The organism is Okeania sp. SIO1H4, from assembly GCF_010672695.1.
GTDB classification, from domain to species: Bacteria; Cyanobacteriota; Cyanobacteriia; order Cyanobacteriales; family Microcoleaceae; genus Okeania; species Okeania hirsuta.
Map to the genome: position 1 here is coordinate 37,346 of NZ_JAAHGB010000005.1, position 22,925 is coordinate 60,270.

General features: G+C 34.9%; 22 protein-coding genes, 1 tRNA gene and 3 pseudogenes. 12 read left to right on the plus strand and 14 right to left on the minus strand.

The features are described from left to right. Positions 1–6 precede the first annotated feature (6 nt). Positions 7–513: a peptidase C15 gene (locus F6K06_RS02950; protein ID WP_124147704.1), complete on the minus strand. Its 507-nt coding sequence runs from the start codon at positions 511–513 to the stop codon at positions 7–9. A 102-nt stretch (positions 514–615) separates the two neighbouring features. Here F6K06_RS02950 and hisH point away from each other — a divergent pair, with 102 nt between their 5' ends. Further along, positions 616–1,260, plus strand: a complete 645-nt coding sequence (gene hisH / locus F6K06_RS02955; RefSeq protein WP_124147705.1) for an imidazole glycerol phosphate synthase subunit HisH — start codon at positions 616–618, stop codon at positions 1,258–1,260. A gap of 7 nt (positions 1,261–1,267) precedes the next feature. Next, positions 1,268–1,843 (plus strand): 16S rRNA (guanine(966)-N(2))-methyltransferase RsmD, encoded by a 576-nt coding sequence (rsmD, locus tag F6K06_RS02960; protein ID WP_124147706.1) that lies wholly within the window; start codon positions 1,268–1,270, stop codon positions 1,841–1,843. On the opposite strand, the gene petG is transcribed toward rsmD, so the two are convergent. Beyond that, a complete protein-coding gene (gene petG / locus F6K06_RS02965) occupies positions 1,829–1,945 on the minus strand; it encodes a cytochrome b6-f complex subunit V (RefSeq protein ID WP_124147707.1) in 117 nt (38 codons plus the stop codon). The genes rsmD and petG overlap by 15 nt on opposite strands. Before the next feature lie 303 nt (positions 1,946–2,248). Continuing rightward, entirely contained in the window at positions 2,249–2,410 is a 162-nt protein-coding gene (locus F6K06_RS02970) for a hypothetical protein (RefSeq protein ID WP_161564752.1), read from the minus strand. A 63-nt stretch (positions 2,411–2,473) separates the two neighbouring features. On the opposite strand from F6K06_RS02970, the gene F6K06_RS02975 reads away from it, so the two are divergent. From F6K06_RS02975 to F6K06_RS02985, 3 genes and pseudogenes are all read left to right on the plus strand, one after another. Then, positions 2,474–2,854 carry a cytochrome c gene (locus F6K06_RS02975; RefSeq protein ID WP_124147708.1) on the plus strand — a complete coding sequence of 127 codons (381 nt, stop codon included), beginning with the start codon at positions 2,474–2,476 and terminating at the stop codon, positions 2,852–2,854. A 58-nt stretch (positions 2,855–2,912) separates the two neighbouring features. Continuing rightward, positions 2,913–2,985 (plus strand) — tRNA-Thr (locus tag F6K06_RS02980). 403 nt (positions 2,986–3,388) lie between these two features. Then, positions 3,389–3,673, plus strand: a pseudogene (locus F6K06_RS02985) (helix-turn-helix domain-containing protein); the annotation flags it as partial. A 19-nt stretch (positions 3,674–3,692) separates the two neighbouring features. Here F6K06_RS02985 and F6K06_RS02990 read toward each other — a convergent pair. From F6K06_RS02990 to aroF, 4 genes and pseudogenes are all read right to left on the minus strand, one after another. Further along, positions 3,693–3,812, minus strand: a pseudogene (locus F6K06_RS02990) (IS1 family transposase); the annotation flags it as partial. Between the two features lie 123 nt (positions 3,813–3,935). Next, positions 3,936–4,655: pseudogene (locus F6K06_RS02995) on the minus strand (IS1 family transposase). Positions 4,656–4,833: 178 nt separating this feature from the next. After that, positions 4,834–5,904: an ABC transporter ATP-binding protein gene (locus F6K06_RS03000; protein WP_124147258.1), complete on the minus strand. Its 1,071-nt coding sequence runs from the start codon at positions 5,902–5,904 to the stop codon at positions 4,834–4,836. Between the two features lie 202 nt (positions 5,905–6,106). Beyond that, the gene (gene aroF, locus F6K06_RS03005) at positions 6,107–6,955 is read right to left on the minus strand and encodes a 3-deoxy-7-phosphoheptulonate synthase (protein ID WP_124147259.1); all 849 of its coding nucleotides are present in this window, start codon (positions 6,953–6,955) and stop codon (positions 6,107–6,109) included. A 423-nt stretch (positions 6,956–7,378) separates the two neighbouring features. Between aroF and F6K06_RS03010 the strand changes: the two genes are divergently transcribed. The 6 genes from F6K06_RS03010 (at position 7,379) to F6K06_RS03035 (ending at position 14,186) form a co-directional block, all read left to right on the plus strand. After that, positions 7,379–7,534: a hypothetical protein gene (locus F6K06_RS03010; RefSeq protein WP_287308870.1), complete on the plus strand. Its 156-nt coding sequence runs from the start codon at positions 7,379–7,381 to the stop codon at positions 7,532–7,534. Between the two features lie 555 nt (positions 7,535–8,089). Next, positions 8,090–9,052, plus strand: coding sequence for a hormogonium polysaccharide biosynthesis glycosyltransferase HpsE (gene hpsE / locus F6K06_RS03015; RefSeq protein ID WP_287240071.1), 963 nt, complete (start codon positions 8,090–8,092; stop codon positions 9,050–9,052). A 19-nt stretch (positions 9,053–9,071) separates the two neighbouring features. Continuing rightward, a complete protein-coding gene (locus F6K06_RS03020) occupies positions 9,072–10,136 on the plus strand; it encodes a polysaccharide pyruvyl transferase family protein (protein ID WP_287240073.1) in 1,065 nt (354 codons plus the stop codon). 253 nt (positions 10,137–10,389) lie between these two features. Next, entirely contained in the window at positions 10,390–12,186 is a 1,797-nt protein-coding gene (locus F6K06_RS03025) for an asparagine synthase-related protein (protein ID WP_124146006.1), read from the plus strand. Positions 12,187–12,202: 16 nt separating this feature from the next. Next, entirely contained in the window at positions 12,203–13,402 is a 1,200-nt protein-coding gene (locus tag F6K06_RS03030) for a hypothetical protein (RefSeq protein WP_287240076.1), read from the plus strand. Positions 13,403–13,433: 31 nt separating this feature from the next. Next, the gene (locus F6K06_RS03035; protein ID WP_287240077.1) at positions 13,434–14,186 is read left to right on the plus strand and encodes a class I SAM-dependent methyltransferase; all 753 of its coding nucleotides are present in this window, start codon (positions 13,434–13,436) and stop codon (positions 14,184–14,186) included. A 234-nt stretch (positions 14,187–14,420) separates the two neighbouring features. Here the strand turns inward: F6K06_RS03035 and F6K06_RS03040 are convergent, their stop codons facing one another. The 3 genes from F6K06_RS03040 to F6K06_RS03050 form a co-directional block, all read right to left on the minus strand. After that, positions 14,421–14,876: a hypothetical protein gene (locus F6K06_RS03040; protein ID WP_287240079.1), complete on the minus strand. Its 456-nt coding sequence runs from the start codon at positions 14,874–14,876 to the stop codon at positions 14,421–14,423. A gap of 6 nt (positions 14,877–14,882) precedes the next feature. Continuing rightward, positions 14,883–15,086, minus strand: coding sequence for a hypothetical protein (locus tag F6K06_RS03045; protein ID WP_124146010.1), 204 nt, complete (start codon positions 15,084–15,086; stop codon positions 14,883–14,885). Positions 15,087–15,210: 124 nt separating this feature from the next. Continuing rightward, positions 15,211–16,713 (minus strand): DASH family cryptochrome, encoded by a 1,503-nt coding sequence (locus F6K06_RS03050; RefSeq protein ID WP_124146011.1) that lies wholly within the window; start codon positions 16,711–16,713, stop codon positions 15,211–15,213. A 434-nt stretch (positions 16,714–17,147) separates the two neighbouring features. On the opposite strand from F6K06_RS03050, the gene F6K06_RS03055 reads away from it, so the two are divergent. Next, positions 17,148–18,251: a DUF6745 domain-containing protein gene (locus F6K06_RS03055; protein ID WP_240039069.1), complete on the plus strand. Its 1,104-nt coding sequence runs from the start codon at positions 17,148–17,150 to the stop codon at positions 18,249–18,251. Positions 18,252–18,652: 401 nt separating this feature from the next. Here F6K06_RS03055 and F6K06_RS03060 read toward each other — a convergent pair whose 3' ends face one another. From F6K06_RS03060 to F6K06_RS03075, 4 genes are all read right to left on the minus strand, one after another. Further along, positions 18,653–19,684: a hypothetical protein gene (locus F6K06_RS03060; RefSeq protein WP_124155280.1), complete on the minus strand. Its 1,032-nt coding sequence runs from the start codon at positions 19,682–19,684 to the stop codon at positions 18,653–18,655. 191 nt (positions 19,685–19,875) lie between these two features. Then, positions 19,876–20,718, minus strand: coding sequence for an alpha/beta hydrolase (locus tag F6K06_RS03065; protein ID WP_124155281.1), 843 nt, complete (start codon positions 20,716–20,718; stop codon positions 19,876–19,878). A gap of 52 nt (positions 20,719–20,770) precedes the next feature. Next, positions 20,771–21,391, minus strand: coding sequence for a hypothetical protein (locus F6K06_RS03070; RefSeq protein WP_287240083.1), 621 nt, complete (start codon positions 21,389–21,391; stop codon positions 20,771–20,773). A 453-nt stretch (positions 21,392–21,844) separates the two neighbouring features. Beyond that, complete coding sequence (locus F6K06_RS03075; RefSeq protein WP_287240085.1) at positions 21,845–22,831, minus strand: heme o synthase; 987 nt, start codon at positions 22,829–22,831, stop codon at positions 21,845–21,847. Positions 22,832–22,925 lie beyond the last annotated feature (94 nt).

A 22,925-nucleotide genomic window follows, 5' to 3' on the forward strand; every position in this document is an offset into this window, starting at 1 on the left:
AAATTATCAAACGATATATAATAATATTTTCATAAAATCTCCTACAATTTTATCCCGATTATTTTCTGTTAAAACAGGCACATGAACAAATATACATTTACTTTGATAACAACTCATATCGAGATATTTTAAAACTGAATAATACAAGTCTTCGCAAACAAACTTTCCTGCATCATTACTAATCTCAGTCACATCCAAACCTGCAACTAACTCTGCTAAATTAATAGAAGTTTTCATCACCACTTCTCCACAACTAGCTTGAGATTCTATTGTGAGAATTTTCCTTGTTTCTGCCATACCACAACAAATAATCACATCAGGCTGAATCTCTTCTATTTTAGCAATAACAATCTGTGTAGCTAGCTGTGAATCAACAGGTAACTTTCTTAAAAAACTTAACGAATAATTAGTTAATTTTTGCACAGATATCAGACCAAGTAAATCATCAGAAGAATTAGATTTATGGTGAGGTTCCCATATATCAAATGATGTCAGTAACACTTTAGTTTTCATTTTTCAAACAAAGACAAAATAAAAAAATCTGTAAATTCTTTAAATTATACTAACTTATTAACTATAATAAAATTGCCAATCACAAAATAAGGATAAAAATTAATGCCAACTATTGCAGTCATAGACTACGATATGGGTAATTTACATTCTGTCTGTAAAGGTTTAGAAAAAACTGGTGCCACCCCAAAAATTACAGATTCTCCAATAGAAATAGAACAAGCTGATGCAGTAATTTTACCAGGAGTAGGGTCTTTCGACCCGGCAGTGCAACACTTGCGCTCGCGCTACTTAGAAACACCCATAAAACAAGTTATTGCTTCAGGTAAACCTTTTTTAGGTATATGTTTAGGTTTGCAAATATTATTTGAAAGTAGCGAAGAAGGTCAGGAACCAGGTTTAGGAATACTTTCTGGAAAAGTACGTCGGTTTAAATCTGAACCTGGTCTGACAATTCCCCAAATGGGTTGGAACCAACTACAATTTACTCAACCAGGCCATCCTTTGTGGAGTGAAATAACTTCTCAACCTTGGGTATATTTTGTTCATTCCTACTATGTTGACCCCACTGACTCTCAAGTTACAGCAGCAACAGTCACCCACGGCCATCAAACAGTCACAGCAGCAGTAGGGCAAAACAATTTAATGGCAGTACAGTTTCACCCAGAAAAATCTTCTACTCTTGGACTACAAATTTTGTCAAATTTTGTTAATAAAGTTATATCTGAAAATTTGGCCTTAGCTGGTTAGAGCAACCATGAACTTAAGGATATATGGAAATCGTCCGTTAAAAACTTTACCAGGAATGACCACTCGTCCGACTTTGGCCAAAGTTCGAGAAGCAGTCTTTAATATTTGGCAAACTAATATAGCTGGTTGTCGATGGTTAGATATATGTGCAGGTGTGGGTTCCATGGGTGCCGAAGCTTTATGTAGAGGAGCATCCTTAGCCATTGCAATTGAAAAATATGGCCCTGCTTGTGCTGTAATTGATCATAATTGGCAACTTGTGGCCAGTTCATCTCAGGAATTTCAGGTGTTGCGGGGAGATGTGTTGAAACGTTTAAAAGTGCTGGTAGGGCAGAAGTTTGACTTGATTTATTTTGACCCACCTTATGCTAGTGATTTATATCAACCAGTATTAGAGGCGATCGCCCAATATCAACTTCTAGCACCAACCAGCGAGTTAGCAGTGGAACATAGTCCCGAAGGATTGTCTGTTAAATCTGTGTCCACCTTAGAAGTTTGTCGGCAGAAAGTCTATGGCAATACAGCTTTGACCTTCTTTAGTCTCACTCAAGAGGAGAGATTGACTGATCTAGTCGATGTTTAATTGGTTGCCCCGTCGATATTGTTGGTAAGCTGCAAAAAATAGTCCTGCCAATGTCACGAGGATGAGACCTAGTACGATTCCAGAAAGTAATGGTTCTACCACGAAGCCAACTCCTTATAGTTGAAATTTTTATTTGTTTATCGATCAATATTACTATTTCTTTTGAGTCTGGGGATAAAGTGCCAGTAAAGAAATCCCAGGCCAATATATAAAACCCTTATGGGATCTATATTAAAAATACTAGGAGCAGATGGGCAGATGGGGCGTATTAAAGTATTTTCAATTATTGCTTTAATCCATGTATAACCTGCCTCTCAAATTTTTACGCAAGTATACCAAAAACTACAGTGAGAAGATACGGATATTCATCATGGAGGAGTATGAGAATATTTTTCTAGTTGCCTTCTATCCCACATCCCACGGACGACTCCATGGCTCAAAAATGTCATCAAGGTCAATATACCAAATTGGTTCTATATACAAATATGAATAATATAGTTCCTCAAAGTATTGATTAAGATTAAATCTTTGTACTTGATATAAAAGAATTACCCTAAAAAGAGCCATACTGTTAAGGTATATTAATTGATATTAAACTTTCTTGTAGATAGTTTTTGAGATATAAAGATTTTGGATAACCAGCTTGCTGATACCAAAAAAGAAGTCTTACTGAAGTGGAGCGCCTTAGTTGGTCTGGCTGTTCTGTTGGTAGTCCTATTTATGTTCTTAGGATTTAGGCAGTTTCATGCTTATGATCCTTATACAAAAAGAGTATTGTCTATTGATGGAGACCCAGTTCAAGGCCACGCGATTTTTCAAATGAACTGTGCAGGTTGTCACGAGTGGGTTTTAGAAAGTCAGATCGGACCTTATTTAGAAGGTATTTCCCAACGCAAGTCAGATGTGGCAATTATTAAGCAAGTAGTTAGTGGCCAAACACCACCTATGCCCCAATTTCAGCCCAGCGACCGGGAAATGGCCGATTTATTAAGCTATTTAAAACAAATGTGATTTAAAAGTAAAAAGGGGTTGCATAAATAGGTGCAGCTTTGCTATTATTAAAAACGTTGCCGATGTAGCTCAGTTGGTAGAGCACTCGACTTGTAATCGAACGGTCAGGAGTTCGAGTCTCCTCATCGGCTTTTTTTATCTCTAAAGTTGGTTCAAGACCCGCGCTCTCCCAAAGGGGAGTGTCCTATGGGAAAACCAATCAATTTTGTGGTTTTGCCAATAGTGTGTTAAGATTAAATAAGGCTACTGAGCTAGCAGTGTCAATCTGTGGAGCGACCGTAAGACCAGAAAGAGGGAAAGGCCTCGGAGGTAGGTGCGTTAGAAGCCGAAAGTCCTAATCTGCGAGGTTTAGGAATCCTGCGTTGTCGCGCCATGTGCAACGTCGGGAGGATTTCAAGAGTTCAAATTTTTATCTCAACTTTGCTTGGAGAACCGCGCTCTCCGGCCTGTGGGAGCTTCGGGAAGAAAAGCAATCAATCTTGATATCTCACACACAATTATGTTAGACTGTGAATAATTCTCAGTAAGTAATAGATGGTTGAGAAAGCGTACAAATTTAGGTTTTACCCTACTCTAGAGTAAGAAAACTTGCTAAGGAAGACCTTGGGTTACGTGGGTCTAATCTACAACAAAGCTTTAGCTGAATGGACTCAAGCATGGTATGAGAGGCAAGAACGAGTAAGCTATAAACAAACCTCAGCCATGCTTACCTCCTGGAAAAAGCAAAAAGATTTAGAATTTCTCACACAAGTAAGTTGTGTTCCATTGCAGCAAAGCTTGAGACATTTACAGACTGCTTTCAGCAACTTTTTTTCAGGCGTTGCACAGTGACGAATGATTACGAGAATTGAGGAATTTGCCGATGTTTCAAATCATAGATCAGCAAGGGAATTGATTTGTACAACATATCAATGGACTTGGAGTAGCACAAAGTTTTGCGATGTAACCTAGCTAAATAGGGTTTGCTGATTAAATCTAAAAGCATTGACATATAAAGGTTTTAGAATTTTTTAGTTGAAAAAAAGTCCCAGCTTTTAGGTCGCTTAGGTTCAAAAAATTGGCGTTGGTGAATGTGTAATGCTCAGAAAAGAACTGGCACAGTCTTGAATTTCAAGTAATGTACCAGCAAGCCAATAGAATACTTAAGCATTGTTAAGGATTTGGAGTAACAGAGGGTTTTGCGTTTTAGTCGAGCCAGATCATGTCTCAAGGGAGTGTTTTCTCCGTAACACGCGGGTCATATAAGTTTTGCAAGACCATTTGGTCTTCAGGTTGAATATATTTTGGGTAAACTCGATCACCGTCAGTGACATACCAAAAGCTATGCTCACACTGGATAACTTGCCATAACTTCTCAAAAGTTTGCCCTGGAGCGATCATGCTCCGCATCGCTATCGCGAACGCCAATTTCCCAAAGGATAATTCCCGGTTTCCAATGATTAACCACACAAGCTATTCCAAACAATCTGTTTTTTATTTCCCACAAACCGCTGTATTTCATCAATCTCAGTGATTTCAGGAATTTCATCATCCTGTGGTTCATCGGATAACTGTTGTGCCGATTCTTTTACCCAATTGATCATGGTAGTATGGTCAATTTCTGTAACTAGATGCGATGGCTGGAAATCCCATGCCGTTGAGATACATTTTGAGACAGAGTTTTTTGACTTCTGGATGATCAGCGTTATTACTTGGAGATTCAACAATCTTGTTGGCCACAATTTTGACATTGATGGCATTGTTTCCCCCGACGAAAACCTTTTTTTTTCAATCGAGATGATAGACATTTGGGACAGTGGATTGTTTTGAGCTTTCCTTGTGACACTTTAGATTTTACAGCATTCTCCACCCACCAAAGCCCAATTAGATGACCATTTTTCAATAGTTTATGGCTTTGACAATCAGGACAATCCATCTCTCAATCAAATTCTAGAATATCATTCTCTATTGTGCAACACCACTTTTTCAGTAAACCCTATTTAATATTGGAGTAAGCGATCGCCAGACTCCAGATCAAACCAATGAATCTGTTTAGCAGGTAATTCTAAAGTTACTAATTCACCCCAAGTTTGGTCATAAGGAACTAAAGCACGGATATTTTGTTCGGAATTTTCCACCCGAGCAATTAACAGTTTTTCCTTACCTAAATTTTCTACCAAAAACACCTTACCTTTAATAGCAACCTCAGAAGTTTCAGTCAAAACAAAACGTACATCTTCCGGACGAATACCCATAACAATTTGTTTTGGAATTGTTGGAAAATCAGGCAGAGGAATTTTAAAATCACCTAAAATAGCATAATTTTCTTCACATTTAAGAGTCAGTAAATTCATTTGCGGACTACCGACAAAACCAGCTACAAATTTATTAGCAGGACGACTATAAATTTTATGAGGTGCATCAAGTTGTTGTAAGTAACCATCATATAAAATTGCTACTTTACTCGATAAAGTCATTGCTTCCGTTTGGTCGTGAGTAACATAAACTACAGGTTTTTGTTGAGAGTTAAATAACTGTTTCAACTCTGCTCGTACTTGTTCGCGTAATAGTGCATCTAAATTACTGAGAGGTTCATCTAACAAAAATACTTCTGGGTTGCGTACCAGCGATCGAGCTAATGCTACCCTTTGTCTTTGTCCACCAGACATCTCCCGGGGTTTGCGGTCTATTAATTGTCCTAATTCGAGTTTCTGGGCAACATTATTAACTCGTTGCTGAATTTCATCTTGAGGTATTTTACGGAGTTTCAAAGAAGCAGCAATATTTTCAAAGACCGTCATGTGCGGATAGAGGGCGTAACTTTGAAACACCATTGCAATATTACGACCACCCGGTGGTACATTTGTTACATCGCGATCGCCAATAACAACTTTACCCTGAGTGGGTGTTTCTAACCCAGCAATAAGTCTTAGTAGGGTTGATTTTCCACAACCAGAAGGCCCCAGTAAGGTTAAAAATTCCCCATCTTCAACTTCAATATTCATGTCTTTAACGGGAATGACATTTTTAGTAAATTGTTTTCTGAGATTTTTTAATTGCAGTTTTGCCATGATATTTGATTATTTTTTACCTCTTAATGTTCACTTACAGCAGTTGCCATAGTTGTTAGAGACAAATTAAAAGTCTCAAAACTAGACAAAGTAGGATGTTGATTTCTGCCTCCAGCATAGCTGCTATTGAGTGGTATCTTGACGTTGATGACAATAGTCCTGACTAAGTGAAATTGACGCGATCAAAGCGATCGCTAAAAAACTAAACCACAGAAAACTCCTCTACCTGACAAATATGTCGCCCCACTGCTGTAGCAATGGGGCGTAAACTTTCAACCAACTCCACCATATCTTCTAATGACAATGCTTGTCGTGCATCGGAAACAGACTCTTCCGGTACAGGATGACATTCAATCATCAAACCATCTGCTCCACCAGCAATAGCAGCTTTGGCCAACGGTGCGACTAATTCCCGTTTCCCCGCCGCATGAGAAGGATCGACAATAACTGGCAAGTGAGTTAACTGTTTTAGCGCAGCTACCGTACCTAAATCTAAAACATTACGAGTATAATTATCGAAACTACGAATACCACGTTCGCACAAAACTACATCCGGGTTGCCATAACTGAGAATATATTCAGCAGCCATCAAAAATTCTTGAATAGTCGCAGATAACCCTCGTTTTAAAATTACAGGTTTGCCAACTTTGCCCACTGCCTTTAGTAACTCAAAGTTCTGCATATTGCGACTACCTATTTGCAGCACATCCGCATCAGCAACTACCGACTCTATTTGCGGAATAGACATTACTTCTGTTACGATTGGGAGATGGTAAGATTGGCTAACTTTTGCCAAAATTTTCAATCCTTCTATTCCCAACCCTTGGAATGAGTATGGAGAAGTGCGCGGTTTATAGACACCACCCCGCAACATTTGTACGGGTGCAGTTATTAACTTGCTTGCTACTAATTCCATTTGTTCCATACTTTCAACGGTACAAGGACCGCCAATAATCAAAAAATCTTTACCTCCCACTGTTGTCCTTTCAGAAATATTAATAACTGTTTGATGTTCGGGATGAGATTTGGATGCAAGTTTAGCGTCAGACACGAAATATTCTCCTTATGTAGATTAAGTGGGGTAAAAAACAAAAAACCCGAAACTGTTGTTAGTTCCGGGTAAAAGTTGAAGGTCAGCATGACAAGTTACCCGGAATTATATCGAGGCCAAAAATAAAAACCGTAATACCAGGTATTAACTTGAGTCATAGCTGTTTTCATCTTTTTTTGAGATAGTGAAATTTACAAATAAAAAAACCGCAGTTATTATTCTGCGGTTCACTTAGAGGTTCATAGCAAAAGCTAAATTCACTCCAAGTGAACCTCTCTGTGCCAAAAATAAAAGTAGGAATTGATGAGAAACATTAGTTTTTTTGTTTGTTTTGAATATATTAACAGTCGGACTCTGGACGTGAGACTGACATATTTCTATGTTTAACCTGTTAAATTAACATTCTAGCAGAGCATTTAGATAGTGTCAAGTCCTTACTCAATTTTTTCATGGCCAGATACCAAGTTATATCAAATCCGGTTGAATACTTACCACATAGTTGAGAGTAGGGGACCCACCCCTCGCCCCTCCCCCTCCCAGGAAGGGAGTAGGGGAGATTTAGATAGACATCTCCAATAATAAAAAATCAAATCAATTATCGTACAGAAATTATCAATTATTTCCCTCTATTCCCTACTCCCTATCCGTGGAAAAGATGTCTAATATTGGAGTAATTTAATAAATTATAAACAGATATTATATAGCCGGATTCTATGTGCAATTAACAGGATTTGTATTATACCATTTCTAAAAAGTAATGCGATGAGTAAAGTCATTTACTGCTATGAACAAAGGTTTATTATTCACCAAGTATATGTAGCAAAAATGCGCGACATTTGGTATATCCTTTCCCCAGCAACTGAGCTACAGTCTATTATTTACCATCCTTGGTTGTACTGAAATCAATGTACTTCACCACACTGAGAAATCACTGACAAATGCTATTTTACTCCAAACAATCAATCAAAATATTGTCATTTTTATCGATGAAATTTATAGCATTTTCAGCCTGTATGCCATAATAAAAATTATGGGATGTTTTCCGGATTAACATCGAACTATGGAGAATAATGAATTAAAGTCTTAATTACTTAAGACTTTAATTCCGGTAAATTAGTAAACTAAAACCCATTTATGTTCCAATTTACAATAGCTATATGTACTTATAATGGAGAAACTCGTTTAGGTGAAGTTCTAGAAAAACTCAGTCATCAATTAAATCAGCACAATATTTCTTGGGAAGTTTTGGTTGTTGATAATAATAGCCAAGATAAAACTGCTGAATGTGTGTGTCAGTACCAAACTCTTTGGGCAGGAAAAATTGAATTAAGATACACTTTTGAATCAAAACAAGGATTAGCTTTTGCTCGACAAACTGCTATTGAAAAAGCACGAGGTAAATTAGTAGGATTTATTGATGATGATAATTTTCCTCAAAAAGATTGGTTAGAAAAAGCTTATTTATTTGCTGAAAGTCATCCTCAAGTAGGAGCATTTGGTGGTCAAATTGAGGGAGCTTTTCAAAAAGAACTGCCAAAAGATTTTGATAAAATAGCGAGTTTTTTAGCAGTAATTGACCGTGGAAAACAAGCTTTGATTTATCCACCAGAAAAACGAATTCTCCCTCCTGGAGCGGGACTAGTTGTTCTTCGTCAAGCTTGGTTAGACTGTGTTCCGAAAAAATTATTTCTCGCAGGTAGAACTGGTAACTCTATGTTAGCCAGCGAAGATTTAGAAGCTTTATCCTATATCCAACGTGGCGGTTGGGAAATTTGGCATAATCCTCAGATGGTAATTACACATAAAATACCTCCATATCGCTTAGAAAAAAAATATTTACTTTCTCTAGTACGGGGTGTTGGTTTAGCAAGACATCATATCAGAATGATTCGTATAAGTAGTTGGCAAAGACCCTTGGTTGTGCCTATTTATATTGCTAATGATTTTAGGAAAATTTTATTGTATTATTTACAGCACAGAAAACATTGTAAAACAGAACTTAGTTTAGCTTGCGAGATGGAATTTTTATGGAGTACTTTATTAAGCCCTTTTTATCTGTGCAGAAAACAGCTATATGACTATTTTAGACAAACTTAAATAAATTTTAGATAATACTATGACAACCCCTAAAGATATCAAAGAAAAGTTGTATTATTCTCTAGCAAATCTAGAAAAATATGAAAAATGTGCTTTACTAGATTATCCTGATTATTTGAATTTAGGAGACCATCTAATTTGGTTAGGTTCCGTTCTTTATCTAACTGAAGTTAATCACACAAAAATTGGATATGCTGCCAGTGTGAAAAATTTTTCTGCTAGAGAAATGGAAGAAAAAATTGGTCAAGCTCCTATCTTTCTTAATGGTGGTGGAAATTTAGGGGATTTGTGGGGAGAATGTCAAAGATTTCGAGAGAAAATTATTACTCAATATCAAGACCGCCCTATAATAATTTTTCCCCAAAGTATTTACTTTAAAAACTTAGAAAATCTCAAAAAAACAGCAAATATTTTTAATAGTCACCCTGCTCTAACGATTTTTGTTAGAGATAGTCTAAGTTATAAACTAGCTAGTGAATATTTTACTAAATGCCAAATTTTTATGGCTCCTGATATGGCTTTTCAAATGGTTAATAGTCTGAACAGAGAGCAACAACAAAATTACAACAATTCTATACTGTATCTATGTCGAGATGACCGTGAATTGAATCAAACTTTTGCTCCTAGTCAGCTCGGATTATCTAATTTAGTCATTGCAGATTGGGTTTCTTACAAATGGGTTTTAGGAGTTGAAAAAACTAAGTTGCTGAGATGGGTAGCAACTCTATTTAGAGAAGGATGGCAAAGAGGTTTAGCTACTCCCCAAGAATGGTTTACTAGGCAACAATGGCTAGCTTCTCATCCCTATACACTCAAGTTTCAGAATTTACAATACTCTAGTTTACACAGTCGGTCGTGGCACTTTATTCATAGTGCAATCTATCAATTGCAACGCCATAAATTAATAATTACCAATCGTTTACACGGTCATATTTTATGTATTTTACTCAATAAACCTCATATATTTTTGCCCAATGCTTATCATAAAAATGAATTATTTTATCAAACCTGGACATCGAAAATTTCCTTTTGTAAATTTGTCAAAGACTTAGATAAAATTAGTAAGTCAATATCTGAATTATGAGTTAATTAGAATATGAGTTAATTAAAATTTTCTCCTAACTCAGTTGTTCAATAAATAGGTAGGCATTAAAATTTATAGTTAGAGTCAGGCAGGGAATAGAGGGTGTCAAGTAGAAGGAAAAATGCTTATAAACTACTTTAGTTTTTGTTACATACTTGATATTTTTTTCGTGATCAATAAAATCACTTTTTAACGGCTCAGATATAATTAGTTATATAATTAAATATAAAAATAGGAAAAAAATCAATAAATTATGGCTAATCTAATAATTATTGTCGATTCAGATCCAGAACGCAGAACAAATTTTATTAACAAAGTTAAGCCATTATTACCACCCTTCACAGGATTAGTAACTAACTCTTGTACGACAGGAAATTTTGCCAGTATTTGGGCGGCTAATTCTCAAGCTCCTATCAGTCATTGTACTAATAATAATGGCGCTGCGGTAGTGTGGGGACACGCCATAACCCACAATTCAACCGAGCAGATTAATGCAGAATCTTTGCAACAAAAATGGCAACCTGGCAAGATTAATAATGCTTTTCCTACCTTTGATGGTTTTTATGCTGCTGTAGTTTACAATCCCGAACATGGACTAATAGTTGGAGGAGATTTATTAGGTTTTTTTCCTCTTTATTATTACACCGATGAAAATGTTATTCTGATTGGCTCAAGTCCAGAACTTTTTAGGTATTATCCTAACTTTAATCCTCAATTTAATCCACAAGGTTTAGTAGGATTATTGCTGGTTGGGGGTATGGTTAACGAACAAACCCTTTGGTCAAATGCTAAACGTTTAGGTGCAGGAAATATACTGCAATGGAAACCTCAAACTGTGGGTAAAGAATTGCAACAATATCGCCTTCCTTGCTCTAGTGACAATACTCCTTATTCCTATCTTTCATTTGCAGAACATTTAGACATTTTAGATGAAGCAATTGACCAAGCGATCGCCCGCCACGCATCCACAAGCAAAAAACATAACTTTTTGTTGTCAGGAGGGTTAGACTCACGGATGTTAGCCGGATTTCTCCACCGTCAAGGCATTGATCCAGTGGCCTTTACCTTAGGAAAACAGGGCGATATAGAACTAGAATGCGCCACTGCTGTAGCTCGTCACCTAAATTGGGAACATCGAGTAGTTTCAACTCCTATGAATAAGTATCCTTTTTATGCTAACTTTGTAGCCAATTGGGAACACCTAGCTGGAGGTTTTGGTGGTATCAGTGGAATGGTTTCTGATGCTCATTCCTACCTAAAATTTTCACCATACCCAATTGTTAATGGTTTTGCAATGGATCTAGTTATTGGTGGCTTGAGCAATTCTTCTGTTTCTTTTCAATCAATCTTTAACAAATCTAATTGTGGGAGACTTTCACCAGAAGTATTAAGTAAATTAGTTAATCAAGATATATTTGGCGATCTAGTCTCAGATACTATCACTATTCTCCAAGAAAATTACAAAGCATACTCAGATTTAGAGTGGCAACAAGCATGGTGTTTTAGCCTTTATCATGGTAATCGATTTGTGATGGGTACAATGGCTTGGGAAATTTCCTTTGGGGCATGGCCGATAGTAGCAATATTAGATAGAAAACTATTAGAAACTGCTGTTGTATTACCCCCTTCAACAATGAATAAAAGACGGGCACAAAAAGCATTAGTCTGTACCAGATTTCCACAACTAGCACAATTACCATTAGATCATAATTCTTGGAATATGGAACCTCTTAAACCTCGCCCAATTCGTCGGCAGTTAAATTTATTGTTCAAATTGCAACAAAAATGGCGGAGGTTACAGCTTGAATTGGGTTATGACCGACGTTATTACTATCGAATTTTTGACATTAACAATTTTGGATGGCAAGCAGTACGAAAAGAAGCAGAACCTTGTCGCTCTAAAGTAGAATATTTATTTAATATGGATGTTCTTAATAAATTATTGCCAGCTCCTGATGTTAAGTTAAAATTTAAGTCAGATTCTATTCAAGAAGCTTCTGGACTTATGGTTTTATTTTGTTTGTTGCTTTGGTCAAAAAATCACCTGTAATTCATCTGTAAATTTAATGTCTAAAACTCATCTCTGGCAAGAAGAAATAGTTGAAGCTAATGGTTTGATGACTATTAGCGTAACTATTGAAAATCCTCAACAAAATCGACAGCAACTTTGGTATCGCATCCCCACAAATTATCATTCTATTTTAACTTCAAGCTGTGACCCTTTTGTCATTGCTATCATTTTTCTAGCAATGAATCAAGGCACAGATTTAATGGTGCATGGAGAAGTTTCTCCCTCTTTACTGAGAAATTTAGAAGAATTCCAAATAATTTGGTCTGCTTGGAAACCAGAGCAATATAATATCATCCAAATTAACGCTGAAACTGAAAAAGAACAAGAAACAATTTTAGCAACAGAGAAAGCCATTAGTGCTTTTTCTGGAGGAGTTGATAGTTGTTTTACCGCCTTTCGCCATAGTCGAGGAAATTGTGGTAGACAAAAACGTAATCTGAAAGCTGGTTTAATGGTGCATGGTTTTGATATTCCCGTAGAGCAAGAAGAAATCTTTTCTCGTGCTGCTCAAAAGTCTCAAATTATGTTATCAAGTTTAGGCATGGAATTAATCCCCATAGCAACTAATTTTCGCAAAGTAATTAAACTTAATTGGGAAGATGTTTTTGGCACAGCGATCGCCTCTTGTTTAAACTTAGTTAAAAAAGGTTACAATACAGGCTTAATTCCTGCTTCTTATGCCTACCGAGATATTACTTTACCTTATGGCTCAAATCCTGTCACTGATCCTTTACTATCAAGTAAGTCTTTTACCATCATTTATGATGGGGGAAAATTTGGTCGCTTAGAGAAAATAAAAGAGATTTATAATTGGGATGAAGCTTTAGTAAACTTAAGAGTTTGTTGGCAAGGTGAACAAAAAGATCGTAACTGTGGACGTTGCGAAAAATGTATTCGCAATATCTTAAATTTTCGAGCTTTAGGTTATGAATTACCACCTTGTTTTCCGAAAGATGTTACAAACAAACAAATTGCTAATCTTAAGCTTAGAGGTGGATCTTTGGATTCAATGGAACACATTCTCAAACTAATTAAAATTAATCAAATTTCTGGTTTTTGGATCAAAGTTTTGCAAGCAACTGTTCTCAAAAACCGCATATTGATAAATTTAGAAAAAATGATTCCTGATTCGGGGAAAGAGAAGTTACGGCAATTAAAATTTTTGTTAAATAATAATCTAAAACATAAAAGATAATTGCATAACAAAATTTTGAGGAGAGGGTAAAATGTTTAAAAATTACAAAGATATATTTAATCAACGAGGTACTTTATACCATCAAGGAATGCTGAAGCATCCTCTAGCCAGAGCAGCAGAATTTAACAATATAATTAAATTGTCTGACTTACAAGATAATCAGATTATTTGTGATATGCCTTCAGGGGGATGCTATATTAGTAATTTTATTCAACAGAATCTGAAAATTATTTCTATAGAAACATCGAATGAGTTTATTAAAGATTCTCACAATACAGTCAACAATACTATTGTAGTTTGTGAAGATATAAGTAATATTCCACTTAACTCAAATAGTATTGATCGGATTATGAGTTTGGCTGGATTGCATCATATCGAGCATAAAGTTGACTTTTACAAAGAAGCTTACCGTTTATTAAAGACAAAGGGAATATTTTGTATTGCAGATGCTTTAAAAGATTCAAAAGTTGCTAACTTTTTAAACATTTTTGTCGATCAATATAATTCTATGGGTCATCAAGGTAATTTTTTAACAGAAAACACAAAAGATGAACTAGAATTCATTAATTTTCAAGTGGTACATAATGATTCTATTAGTTATCATTGGTGTTTTGATTCAGTAGCTAGTATGGTAGATTACTGCCAGTTACTTTTTGGTATTGATCAAGCAAACTATAACCAGATTCTCGAAGGTATAGAAACATATTTAGGCTATTATCTAGAAAATGATAAATGTTATATGAATTGGGAACTACATTTTCTCAAATATATTAAAGATAATTAGGTTTTTACTATTAATTTATCGCTACTTTTAATGTAAAAAATTTAATTATTAAAAATCTGTTATGTCAACCATTCTTGATCAGAATCAGCATTAATAGAAAGTTGAATTATATTCGAGGATAAATCATTTTGAATAACATCTCGATTGCGTAATTTATAAGTTGAAGAAAAAACACTATTGGGACTAAGGGTAGTGCATCAAGAAACTGTGGGAATGATCATATGAATATTGTCCCTAAATAGTTGAAACGATTATTGTAGATTTTTTCAACGCTCTAGTAAATAAATCTTCTTGTGAAATAGGAATATCTAAACCATGTATCATTAAACCAGCTAATAAATTATGTTTTTTTCTTCTATGAACATCTTGACTATGACGAAAAGCAGTAAAAAAACTATCTAAATTACCTGAAAATGCTGAAATAGCTTGTGGTTGACCTAATGGCTTTTCTAATTCTTTTTCTGTGTCTGCTTGAACCTTGAAGAAGGAGACAGGAGACAGGAGACAGGAGACAGGAGGAAAATTACATGGGGATTCTAACCCCAAGTAATTTTGAACACCGTGTAGACGGTGGGGTATTAAACCCACAAAGAAAATGATAATTTTTGTATATTTTTGCAATGGATAGCAGCACCATGCGTCTTGAAATTCATCTAAAATTATCCAGTAAAGATTGAGAAACTTGACCATGGATAATTAATCGCAACCTTGACTCATTGCTAATAAAATTGTCGCAATCACAAAAGAATCACAGTTAGTGTTTATATCTTCTTGATATTTAAGATAAAAACGATACCAAAGATTAACTTGAGATTGATTTGACATTTCTATAGTGGTACTGACATGAACTAAATTATCGATTATTTTAGTTTCTTCTTGCCAAATATGTATTTTGGCCATTACTAAATTATAATTTGCTTTAGGAATAGAAATATTTGATATTAACAGTCAAGTCTTTGAGAAACAAAAAATTTTGTTAGACAATACAATAATAAAACTTACTTACTATATTTGAGCAAATTTATCAATACCTGTCTGCCATTGAATATTTCTGCTTCCTTATTGAGGGTTTTAATGCAGAATTATAAATTTTTTCATTCTCCTTAACAGACTGCCACAAATCAATCATTGGTTGTGGATAATTAATACCAATTTTTACACCAAACTTCTCTTGTTCAGCAGGTGATAATTTCCCAGGTTCATGTATTTTAGGAGCAGGTACTCTTGCTAATTCTGGCAACCAATGTTTAACATATTTTCCTTCGGGGTCGTAATCTTTTGCCTGTTTAGGAATATTAAAATAACGAAACCCCCGTGCATCATTTCCCACTCCAGCAGTATAATTCCAATTTCCCCAGTTACTACAAACATCATAATCTATCAATAAAGACTCAAACCATTCAGCACCCATTTGCCAATTAATTCCTAAATTTTTAGTCAGAAAACTAGCAACATTTTGTCTACCACGATTTGACATAAAACCTGTCATTAAAAGTTCGCGCATATTAGCATCTACTAAAGGAAATCCTGTTTTACCTTCTTGCCATTTTCTAAATTTTTCCCAATCTTCCTGCCAAGGAATAGCTACTCCTTGTAAACCAGATTTATAAAATACTTTATTCCCATGTTTTTGACAAATAAATCGGAAATAATCCCGCCATAATAATTCAAATATTAACCAATAAGTGGAATTATTTTTTACCCTCCGCTCTTCATATTCTTGTACCTGTTCATAAATATAACGAGGTGATAAACATCCTAAAGCTAACCAAGGAGAAAATTTAGAGGAATAATTTGCCCCTAGCATTCCATTTCTTGTTTCTTTATAAACTTTTAGACAATCTTGCTGCCAAAAGTAATTTTTTACTCTTTCTTTTCCAGCAGTTTCTCCGCCTCTAAACACTAAAACTGCTCGTGAATCTTGTGGTGGTAATTCTAGATTGAGTTTGGATAAGGTAGGTAACTCTCCCAGTTCAACTTCTGGCAAAAATGGTAATTTTTTAGGAGTTGAAAATGTAGGATTTATAGTAGATTTTTTTTCTATTTCTTTCCGAAAACTGGTAAATACTTCTGGTAATTGCTTAATTTCAAAAGGTAAATCATCAGGATGGTAAAGTGTATGACCCCAAAATGATTGAAACTTAACCCCAATTTGTTTTAATGCTTGGTGAAGTGCTATTTCTACTTGAATTTCTTCTGCTGTAACTTCTCGATGAAAAAATACAGATTTAACTTTTAATTCTTGAGCAAGTTGAGGAATTGCTATTTCTGGTTTTTGTTGACTAATTATTAAATTACTACCTAGTTTTTGTAGAGTATTACGCAAGTCAGCAATACTTTCAATTAAAAATTTTGCCCTAAATGCACCTGTTTTAGGAAAGCCAAAATTAGTCTTACCAAATTGTCTTGGATCGAAGCAATAAATAGGAATAATTTGAGCCTGAGTTTTTATTGCTTGATCGAGGGGTTCATGGTCATGGATGCGTAGGTCGTTACGATACCATAATATAATTCTGTCTTGGTTCATAAGCTTTTATAGCGCTACGCGCTAGGGAATATTGAAAAATATCCTAACTAATTCTTAAAGTATAGAATATAGCAATTATTATATTCATATGATATGTTTTTTTCTTCTTCTGTGTTCCCTGTTCCCTGTTCCCTGTTCCCTGTTCCCTAAAAATTGAAAAATATCCTAACTAATTCTTAAAGTATAGAATATAGCAATTATTATATTCATATGATATGTTTTTTTCTTCTTCTGTGTTCCCTGTTCCCTGTTCCCTGTTCCCTAAAAATTGAAAAATATCCTAACTAATTCTTATAATGCTATAGCAATCACCGAATGAGTTGTAAGAATTGAGATGTTCCTTAAAAGTATAGAATATAGCAATTATTATATTCATATGATATGTTTTTTTCTTCTTCTGTGTTCCCTGTTCCCTGTTCCCTGTTCCCTAAAAGATGAAAAAACTGATTACTAAACTGACACCTGACCAAGAAACTCTCATTCCAGTTTATCGGAAAAAGTGGCATACAATAGCACATTCTACCCAACCTATTAATCGTCAAAAAGCTACTAAAGCGATTCAGTTAGCCTACAATTTAATGGGCGATCCAAATCCAGAGATTCTTTTTTGTGAAAGCCCCTATGCAGCTTTTAACATTCTGCTTAGTGTCATTTGGCAGCGATGGGAAAGCAAAGATGACTATGGTCATCGTCACATTTTCAAAGATAGATGGCAACTTTTAAGAAAACAATTAGAGTTGCAAATTACCGAAAAATTGTGTGAAGAAATAGATGGCAAAATTCGGGAAGATACTAACAGTTCATCAACAGAAGAGTCATTAAAACCAGAGGATCTTTGGAGTCATATTCTTTACTCTCAAATAGAAGAAAAATGGCAAGAAATAGTTTCTGATATTTCAATTAAATTGTTGTGTTTGTGGAGTTATCCTATTCCTACAGAATTATGGAGTAGTTATGTTGCTTGGATAGATTTTTGTATTTCTGTGATTAATTGTGATTATAATTCAGACGACTGGCAAGTATTAGAGTCTATTGTCAGAAACTGTGGTTGGATATATCCTTTGAGACGTCTGTGTATTATTTGCGATCGCCCTAGAAAGTTATTCTTGGATGATGAATATCGCCCCCATGCGGAAGGCACACCAGCTATTGAATTTGCTGATGGTTATAGTTTATATGCTAATCATGGTGTGAGACTACCAGAAGAATATGGAATATTCTCTCCTCAAAAATGGGAGGCAAAATGGCTTTTATCTACAAAAAATGCTGAACTCAGACGAGTATTAATTCAGGAAATTGGTTATGAGAAAATTTGCCAAGATTTACAAACTTTAGAAATAGATACATGGCAAGAATATACTCTCTTAAGAATAGATGATGATGCCGATATTGAGCCAATATTAATCTTAAAAATGATTTGTCCAAGCACGGGAAATATTCATACTTTAAGGGTACCTCCTGATATAAACTCGGCGAAAGAAGCTATTAGTTGGGTAAATTGGGGAATTTATCCAGAAGAATTTTATATACAAACTTAGCAATATCATCTAATTGACATCCTCTGCGACCTGAAAGCACCCCCCCCACTCTCCTCTAGATTATGCAACGCCTGTTTTTTTAAGATATAATTCCAAGCATTTTTTGCTCTGTTGGAAGCAGATTTTTGTCGCAGTAATAATTCTGTTAATGTCTTGGCAAAAAACTTAATTGTTTTTTGTGTGGCAGCGATCGCCTTTTGGATGTTGCCTTAGCAAATTGCCATTCCCCTACAATATAAACTCTTATCTTTAACACTGAATAACACCGATGCTACGGGGTTTGATATTAGGGCTAGAGCAAAACTACGAAGCCCTATTATAACTGTTTTACCGTAAGCGTAGCTCCCCCGAAGGGGGCACATGATATAAAAATTGCACTGAGGTAAGTTGCTAACACTACATTAATTTTTTGCTGATTTATTTGATTTAAAATCAATTAAATTATTCAGAATTCCAAACCAAAAAGGCGCTCCTTGAGAAATTGCAATAATACTTATAATCCATCCTGTAATGGCTTTAATAATATGAGGAAAATTAAAGGGTGTAAACTGTTCTTTTAGTGGTTCTGAAAAATTCCATCCAATTGGCAAATTATCAATTCCATCCAAGGCCATAAAAGTCGTAGCGAATTGTTCTTGAATACAAGTTTGAAATTTGGTCTCGTCATTGACCTGCGAACATGAATTTGATTCAGAATTTGAGACTATTACTTCCGTTATTTTATTACTTAGGGTTGAGGTAATTTCGCTTTTTGATAAATTATCGATAATGTTTACTGTGTCAATATTGAACATCAAAACAACTATTACAGATAATATAATAGAAATGTATTGCCTTTTTTTATCGTAAATTTCTAAAGCATATTCTATTGACATATCATACCAAGATTGAAGTTGTTGATCTAAATATTTAAGTTGCTCTCCTTTGTCTTCAAATCTATTGATAGCTCTTTGTAGCATTGCAGAAAGGTCTCGTTTCATTTTTTCAGAAAAACGACAATCGCTGCCATTAATATCTTCAATGATTTTGGTTAATTCATACTTATTATAGAAATCTTTATCTTCATATTTTAATTCTTCTGCTACTACGGTTATTAAATCAGCAACAAATTGTTCAGCAGGTATTTGTTCTGGTCCCATAGATTTTGATAGTTTTCCTGCCTGTAATTTTCCTCCTTTTTCTTGTTGTCGCTTTGATGATAGAGATGGGTTAAGAGGCAAGTTTAAATATTTTTCATAAAATCTTTCTGTAAGAGAAAAACTCCCTTTTTGTTGTTCTTCTCCTAACAAGCCATAAATAACTTGCTTTAAGTTCTTAGCTTTTAAGTTAAAGAATAAAATAATTTTTTCCTGAATTGCAAAAATGATAAAACTAGAAGCCAAATAAATAAAAATGAGGGTGATTGCGATGTTGATGATAGTAGATAAAGTCATAATTATCTTTAAGGTATATATTGTAAAATTTGTAAGTCAATAATATAAAATTTTTATCTGGACTGTGGAGACTAAGTACTATTAAAAAGGGAATAGATAACAGTAAAGAAGGGAAAACAGCATTAAATAGTAGCTTTCCCAAAGGATTAGTAGGTACTCAAGACAGGGTTTTGTCTAATAAAAATATCAAGCTAGATTGACCTCCATGAAATTTTTCGCCATTTTAAATCTCTAGCCTCAAATGCTGGTGTTGGTCGCTGTAATTTTAGCTTTCTCGAAAAAGTTTTCAGAACTCCTAATTTTGCAGCAATCCACTCCGCTGATTCTTCTCCTTTCCAGTAATCACTATGACCGTAGGTTGTTTCTTTAGTATTAGACCAAACTCCCTTATGGGGGTTTCCTTTTAAACCTACAGCCTCATCAAATCCTTCTCCTGCTAATTTTTGACCTAGAGGAAAAGTCCATTTTAAAACATCATCTTTTTTTGAGTATAAGATACTATATTTTTCTGTAGAAGAAATACTTGGATTTAACTGTTTATCTGGTTGTACCATAGACACTGGAACAGCAGGAGCCATTAAGAAAACTTCCAATCTAAGGTTAGTATTTACTGTCTTTTTTAAAGCTTCAAGTAATAAACGACAGCCTAAAGAGTGTCCTATTAATGTAATACGAGGTTGCTCATTACTTGTGGAAATTAAATTTAATTTGTTTAAATATTTAGCAAACCTTTCTCCACAAACTTTAGCGGTATTTACTGTTTTAAAATAAGATAATATACTATCAAGTTTATTAGGTTTATCAGAAGGCCACAAAAAATAATGGATGGCTTTGTTGAGTTTTGATAATTGACTAGAGTATTTACTAAAGTTTTCTTGAAACTTTGTGTATGCTTCTTTCGCTCCTTCTTCCGAAACATTATATCCATGAACTAGAATAATTATGTCACCATAAGGTATCTCAGTTTTACCATCAACTTTTTCTTTGATTGCATATATATTTTTTCGGATGGTTATTATTTTATCTTTCTGCATTGTTGTCGTTGAGCATTTTCAGATATTGTTAATATTTAACAGCAAAATTTTTCTATTTCTTGTAAAGTATATTGACGAATAAATTACGAATTGTCGGCGCTAAAAATCCTGATATTATAGAAACAGAAATAGTCAATATAGTTTCCGCAGGATTATCTCCAACCGAAAGCGTAGTGGGAACTGTTAATAATAACTCTAAAATTACAAAACTGATCACGATTGAGAAAATATAGTCTACTTGGAACCAAAACTCAGCTAGAGTGATTTGAAGATCGTCAAGACCTATATCTGCCTGATAAAATACCTGTTCTTTTATAATAGATAAATTGCCTTGTTCCTCGTTCGATAAGTTTTGAGCATTTTGATTTTTTAATCTTTCTAAATTTTCTGGAGGTACATTGTAAGCAAATATATCTAATAAATCACCCTCTCCAGACTCCAATTGATTCCGTAAAGCATTGGCAATTTGACCACATAGCTGTTGATAGGGAAGAGAATAAAGATTTGATCCATTACCTGTCCCTATGGAACGTTGAAAAACACTAATCTTTTGTTTAATAGGAGTAAGATTTCTCCTTTTCATCCATAGTTTAATACAGTATCTTTGTAGCCAAGAACGAATACCGAAATGGTAAATAGCTTCTGTTAAGATAGCTGTTAGAATTGACTGCATCAAAATGGTACTAGCAACATACCATGTATTATTAATCTCTGTATAAGAACTTTGTATTTATCAGCCTCTGAGGACTCGGAACCTGAGACTCCAACCATCAATGTCGGTAGTCCTGAATATAGTAAAGTATGCATAATCTAAATTCCTAAAGTGATAAGATATTTAGCATTTAAACAACTATATATTTAATTTTTGTTAAAAGCAACAGGTTAAGATGCAATATAAAATCTAAATTATTTTTAGCTTATACACAAGATTAGTTGATTTTTCTATAAAAGGGAAGTGTGGGAGAATAAATACCCAAAATAAAATAATCAGGTTAGTATAAAAAACAATTTAATATTATAACCTAATTCTTGGTCTTTATCAAACTACAAATTGTCAAACTAAAAGGCAGGCAAAATGCCTACCTCAAATCTGGATTTTTATTGTTTAATTACTGTTTAATGAAAACTAGGATAAAATTGCGATCGCACTACCAATAAAAGTTTGCAAATTATCCGCTACAGCAGTAGTAATTCCGCGAGTAAAAGGTAAACTGTCAATCACCATAACTAAACACAATAACATCATGTAGTAGATAGAATACTTAAACAGCGATCGCGCTACGTCTCTATTGGAAGGTTCTTTTAATAATAACCAAGCTTTCTGGATAAAGACTCCACCGAGGAGAGTTGCCAATACTGCATAAACTGCTCCACTAGCGTGCAACGGATAAACTAGCAACAACGTCATCGGAATCAAAATCAGACTGTAAACCCAAATCTGTCTTGCTGTTTCCTCATTTCCTTCAATCACAGGTAACATCGGCACCCCAACTTCCTTATATTCATCGCGAATATAGATTGCCAAAGCCCAAAAATGAGGAGGAGTCCAAATAACGATAATTGCAAATAGTAACCAAGCAGTCCAACTCAACTCACCAGTAACAGCTGCCCAACCTACTAATGGAGGAATAGCACCAGCAGCACCGCCAATTACAATATTTTGTACGCTATGACGTTTTAACCAGTGGGTGTAAATACCAACGTAGAAAACGATTCCAGACATTGCCAACAGTGCTGCTAGTAAATTAGCAAATACTGTGAGTAAAGTAAATGATGTAGCTGCTAGAGTGAATGCAAAAATTAAAGCATCGCGGGGTTTGACTCTCCCAGAGGGAATAGGACGCCAGCGAGTACGCTCCATAATATAGTCAATATCGCTGTCGTAGATGCAGTTAATAGCGTTAGCTGCACCAGAAGCTAATGCACCACCTATTAATGTCACGAATAGTAGAAGGGGAGAGACTTCTCCTTTTGCTCCCAACCACATTCCGGCTGCTGTTGTAATTAGTAGCAGTAGAATAATTCTAGGTTTTGTTAGTTGATAATAGCTTTTGAATACTTGTAGGATATTATCATGGCGTCGTGGAAGATGATGAGAAATAACTTCTTGCATAGATTCTTAGTTTGTTAATTTTGTGTTTTAACTGATTTTTGTTTCCGTAGTCTAAAGTTTATGAGCAAATAAAAACGGATATTAGTACCAGTTA

What these genes read in the sequence shown, in the direction of transcription:
- F6K06_RS02950 (WP_124147704.1), bottom strand. Translation starts at nt 513, where the DNA reads ATGAAAACTAAAGTGTTACTGACATCATTTGATATATGGGAACCTCAC.
- hisH (WP_124147705.1), top strand. Translation starts at nt 616, where the DNA reads ATGCCAACTATTGCAGTCATAGACTACGATATGGGTAATTTACATTCT.
- rsmD (WP_124147706.1), top strand. Translation starts at nt 1,268, where the DNA reads ATGAACTTAAGGATATATGGAAATCGTCCGTTAAAAACTTTACCAGGA.
- F6K06_RS02970 (WP_161564752.1), bottom strand. Translation starts at nt 2,410, where the DNA reads ATGGCTCTTTTTAGGGTAATTCTTTTATATCAAGTACAAAGATTTAAT.
- F6K06_RS03000 (WP_124147258.1), bottom strand. Translation starts at nt 5,904, where the DNA reads ATGGCAAAACTGCAATTAAAAAATCTCAGAAAACAATTTACTAAAAAT.
- hpsE (WP_287240071.1), top strand. Translation starts at nt 8,090, where the DNA reads ATGTTCCAATTTACAATAGCTATATGTACTTATAATGGAGAAACTCGT.
- F6K06_RS03020 (WP_287240073.1), top strand. Translation starts at nt 9,072, where the DNA reads ATGACAACCCCTAAAGATATCAAAGAAAAGTTGTATTATTCTCTAGCA.
- F6K06_RS03025 (WP_124146006.1), top strand. Translation starts at nt 10,390, where the DNA reads ATGGCTAATCTAATAATTATTGTCGATTCAGATCCAGAACGCAGAACA.
- F6K06_RS03030 (WP_287240076.1), top strand. Translation starts at nt 12,203, where the DNA reads ATGTCTAAAACTCATCTCTGGCAAGAAGAAATAGTTGAAGCTAATGGT.
- F6K06_RS03035 (WP_287240077.1), top strand. Translation starts at nt 13,434, where the DNA reads ATGTTTAAAAATTACAAAGATATATTTAATCAACGAGGTACTTTATAC.
- F6K06_RS03040 (WP_287240079.1), bottom strand. Translation starts at nt 14,876, where the DNA reads ATGGTCAAGTTTCTCAATCTTTACTGGATAATTTTAGATGAATTTCAA.
- F6K06_RS03045 (WP_124146010.1), bottom strand. Translation starts at nt 15,086, where the DNA reads ATGGCCAAAATACATATTTGGCAAGAAGAAACTAAAATAATCGATAAT.
- F6K06_RS03050 (WP_124146011.1), bottom strand. Translation starts at nt 16,713, where the DNA reads ATGAACCAAGACAGAATTATATTATGGTATCGTAACGACCTACGCATC.
- F6K06_RS03055 (WP_240039069.1), top strand. Translation starts at nt 17,148, where the DNA reads ATGAAAAAACTGATTACTAAACTGACACCTGACCAAGAAACTCTCATT.
- F6K06_RS03060 (WP_124155280.1), bottom strand. Translation starts at nt 19,684, where the DNA reads ATGACTTTATCTACTATCATCAACATCGCAATCACCCTCATTTTTATT.
- F6K06_RS03065 (WP_124155281.1), bottom strand. Translation starts at nt 20,718, where the DNA reads ATGCAGAAAGATAAAATAATAACCATCCGAAAAAATATATATGCAATC.
- F6K06_RS03070 (WP_287240083.1), bottom strand. Translation starts at nt 21,391, where the DNA reads ATGCAGTCAATTCTAACAGCTATCTTAACAGAAGCTATTTACCATTTC.
- F6K06_RS03075 (WP_287240085.1), bottom strand. Translation starts at nt 22,831, where the DNA reads ATGCAAGAAGTTATTTCTCATCATCTTCCACGACGCCATGATAATATC.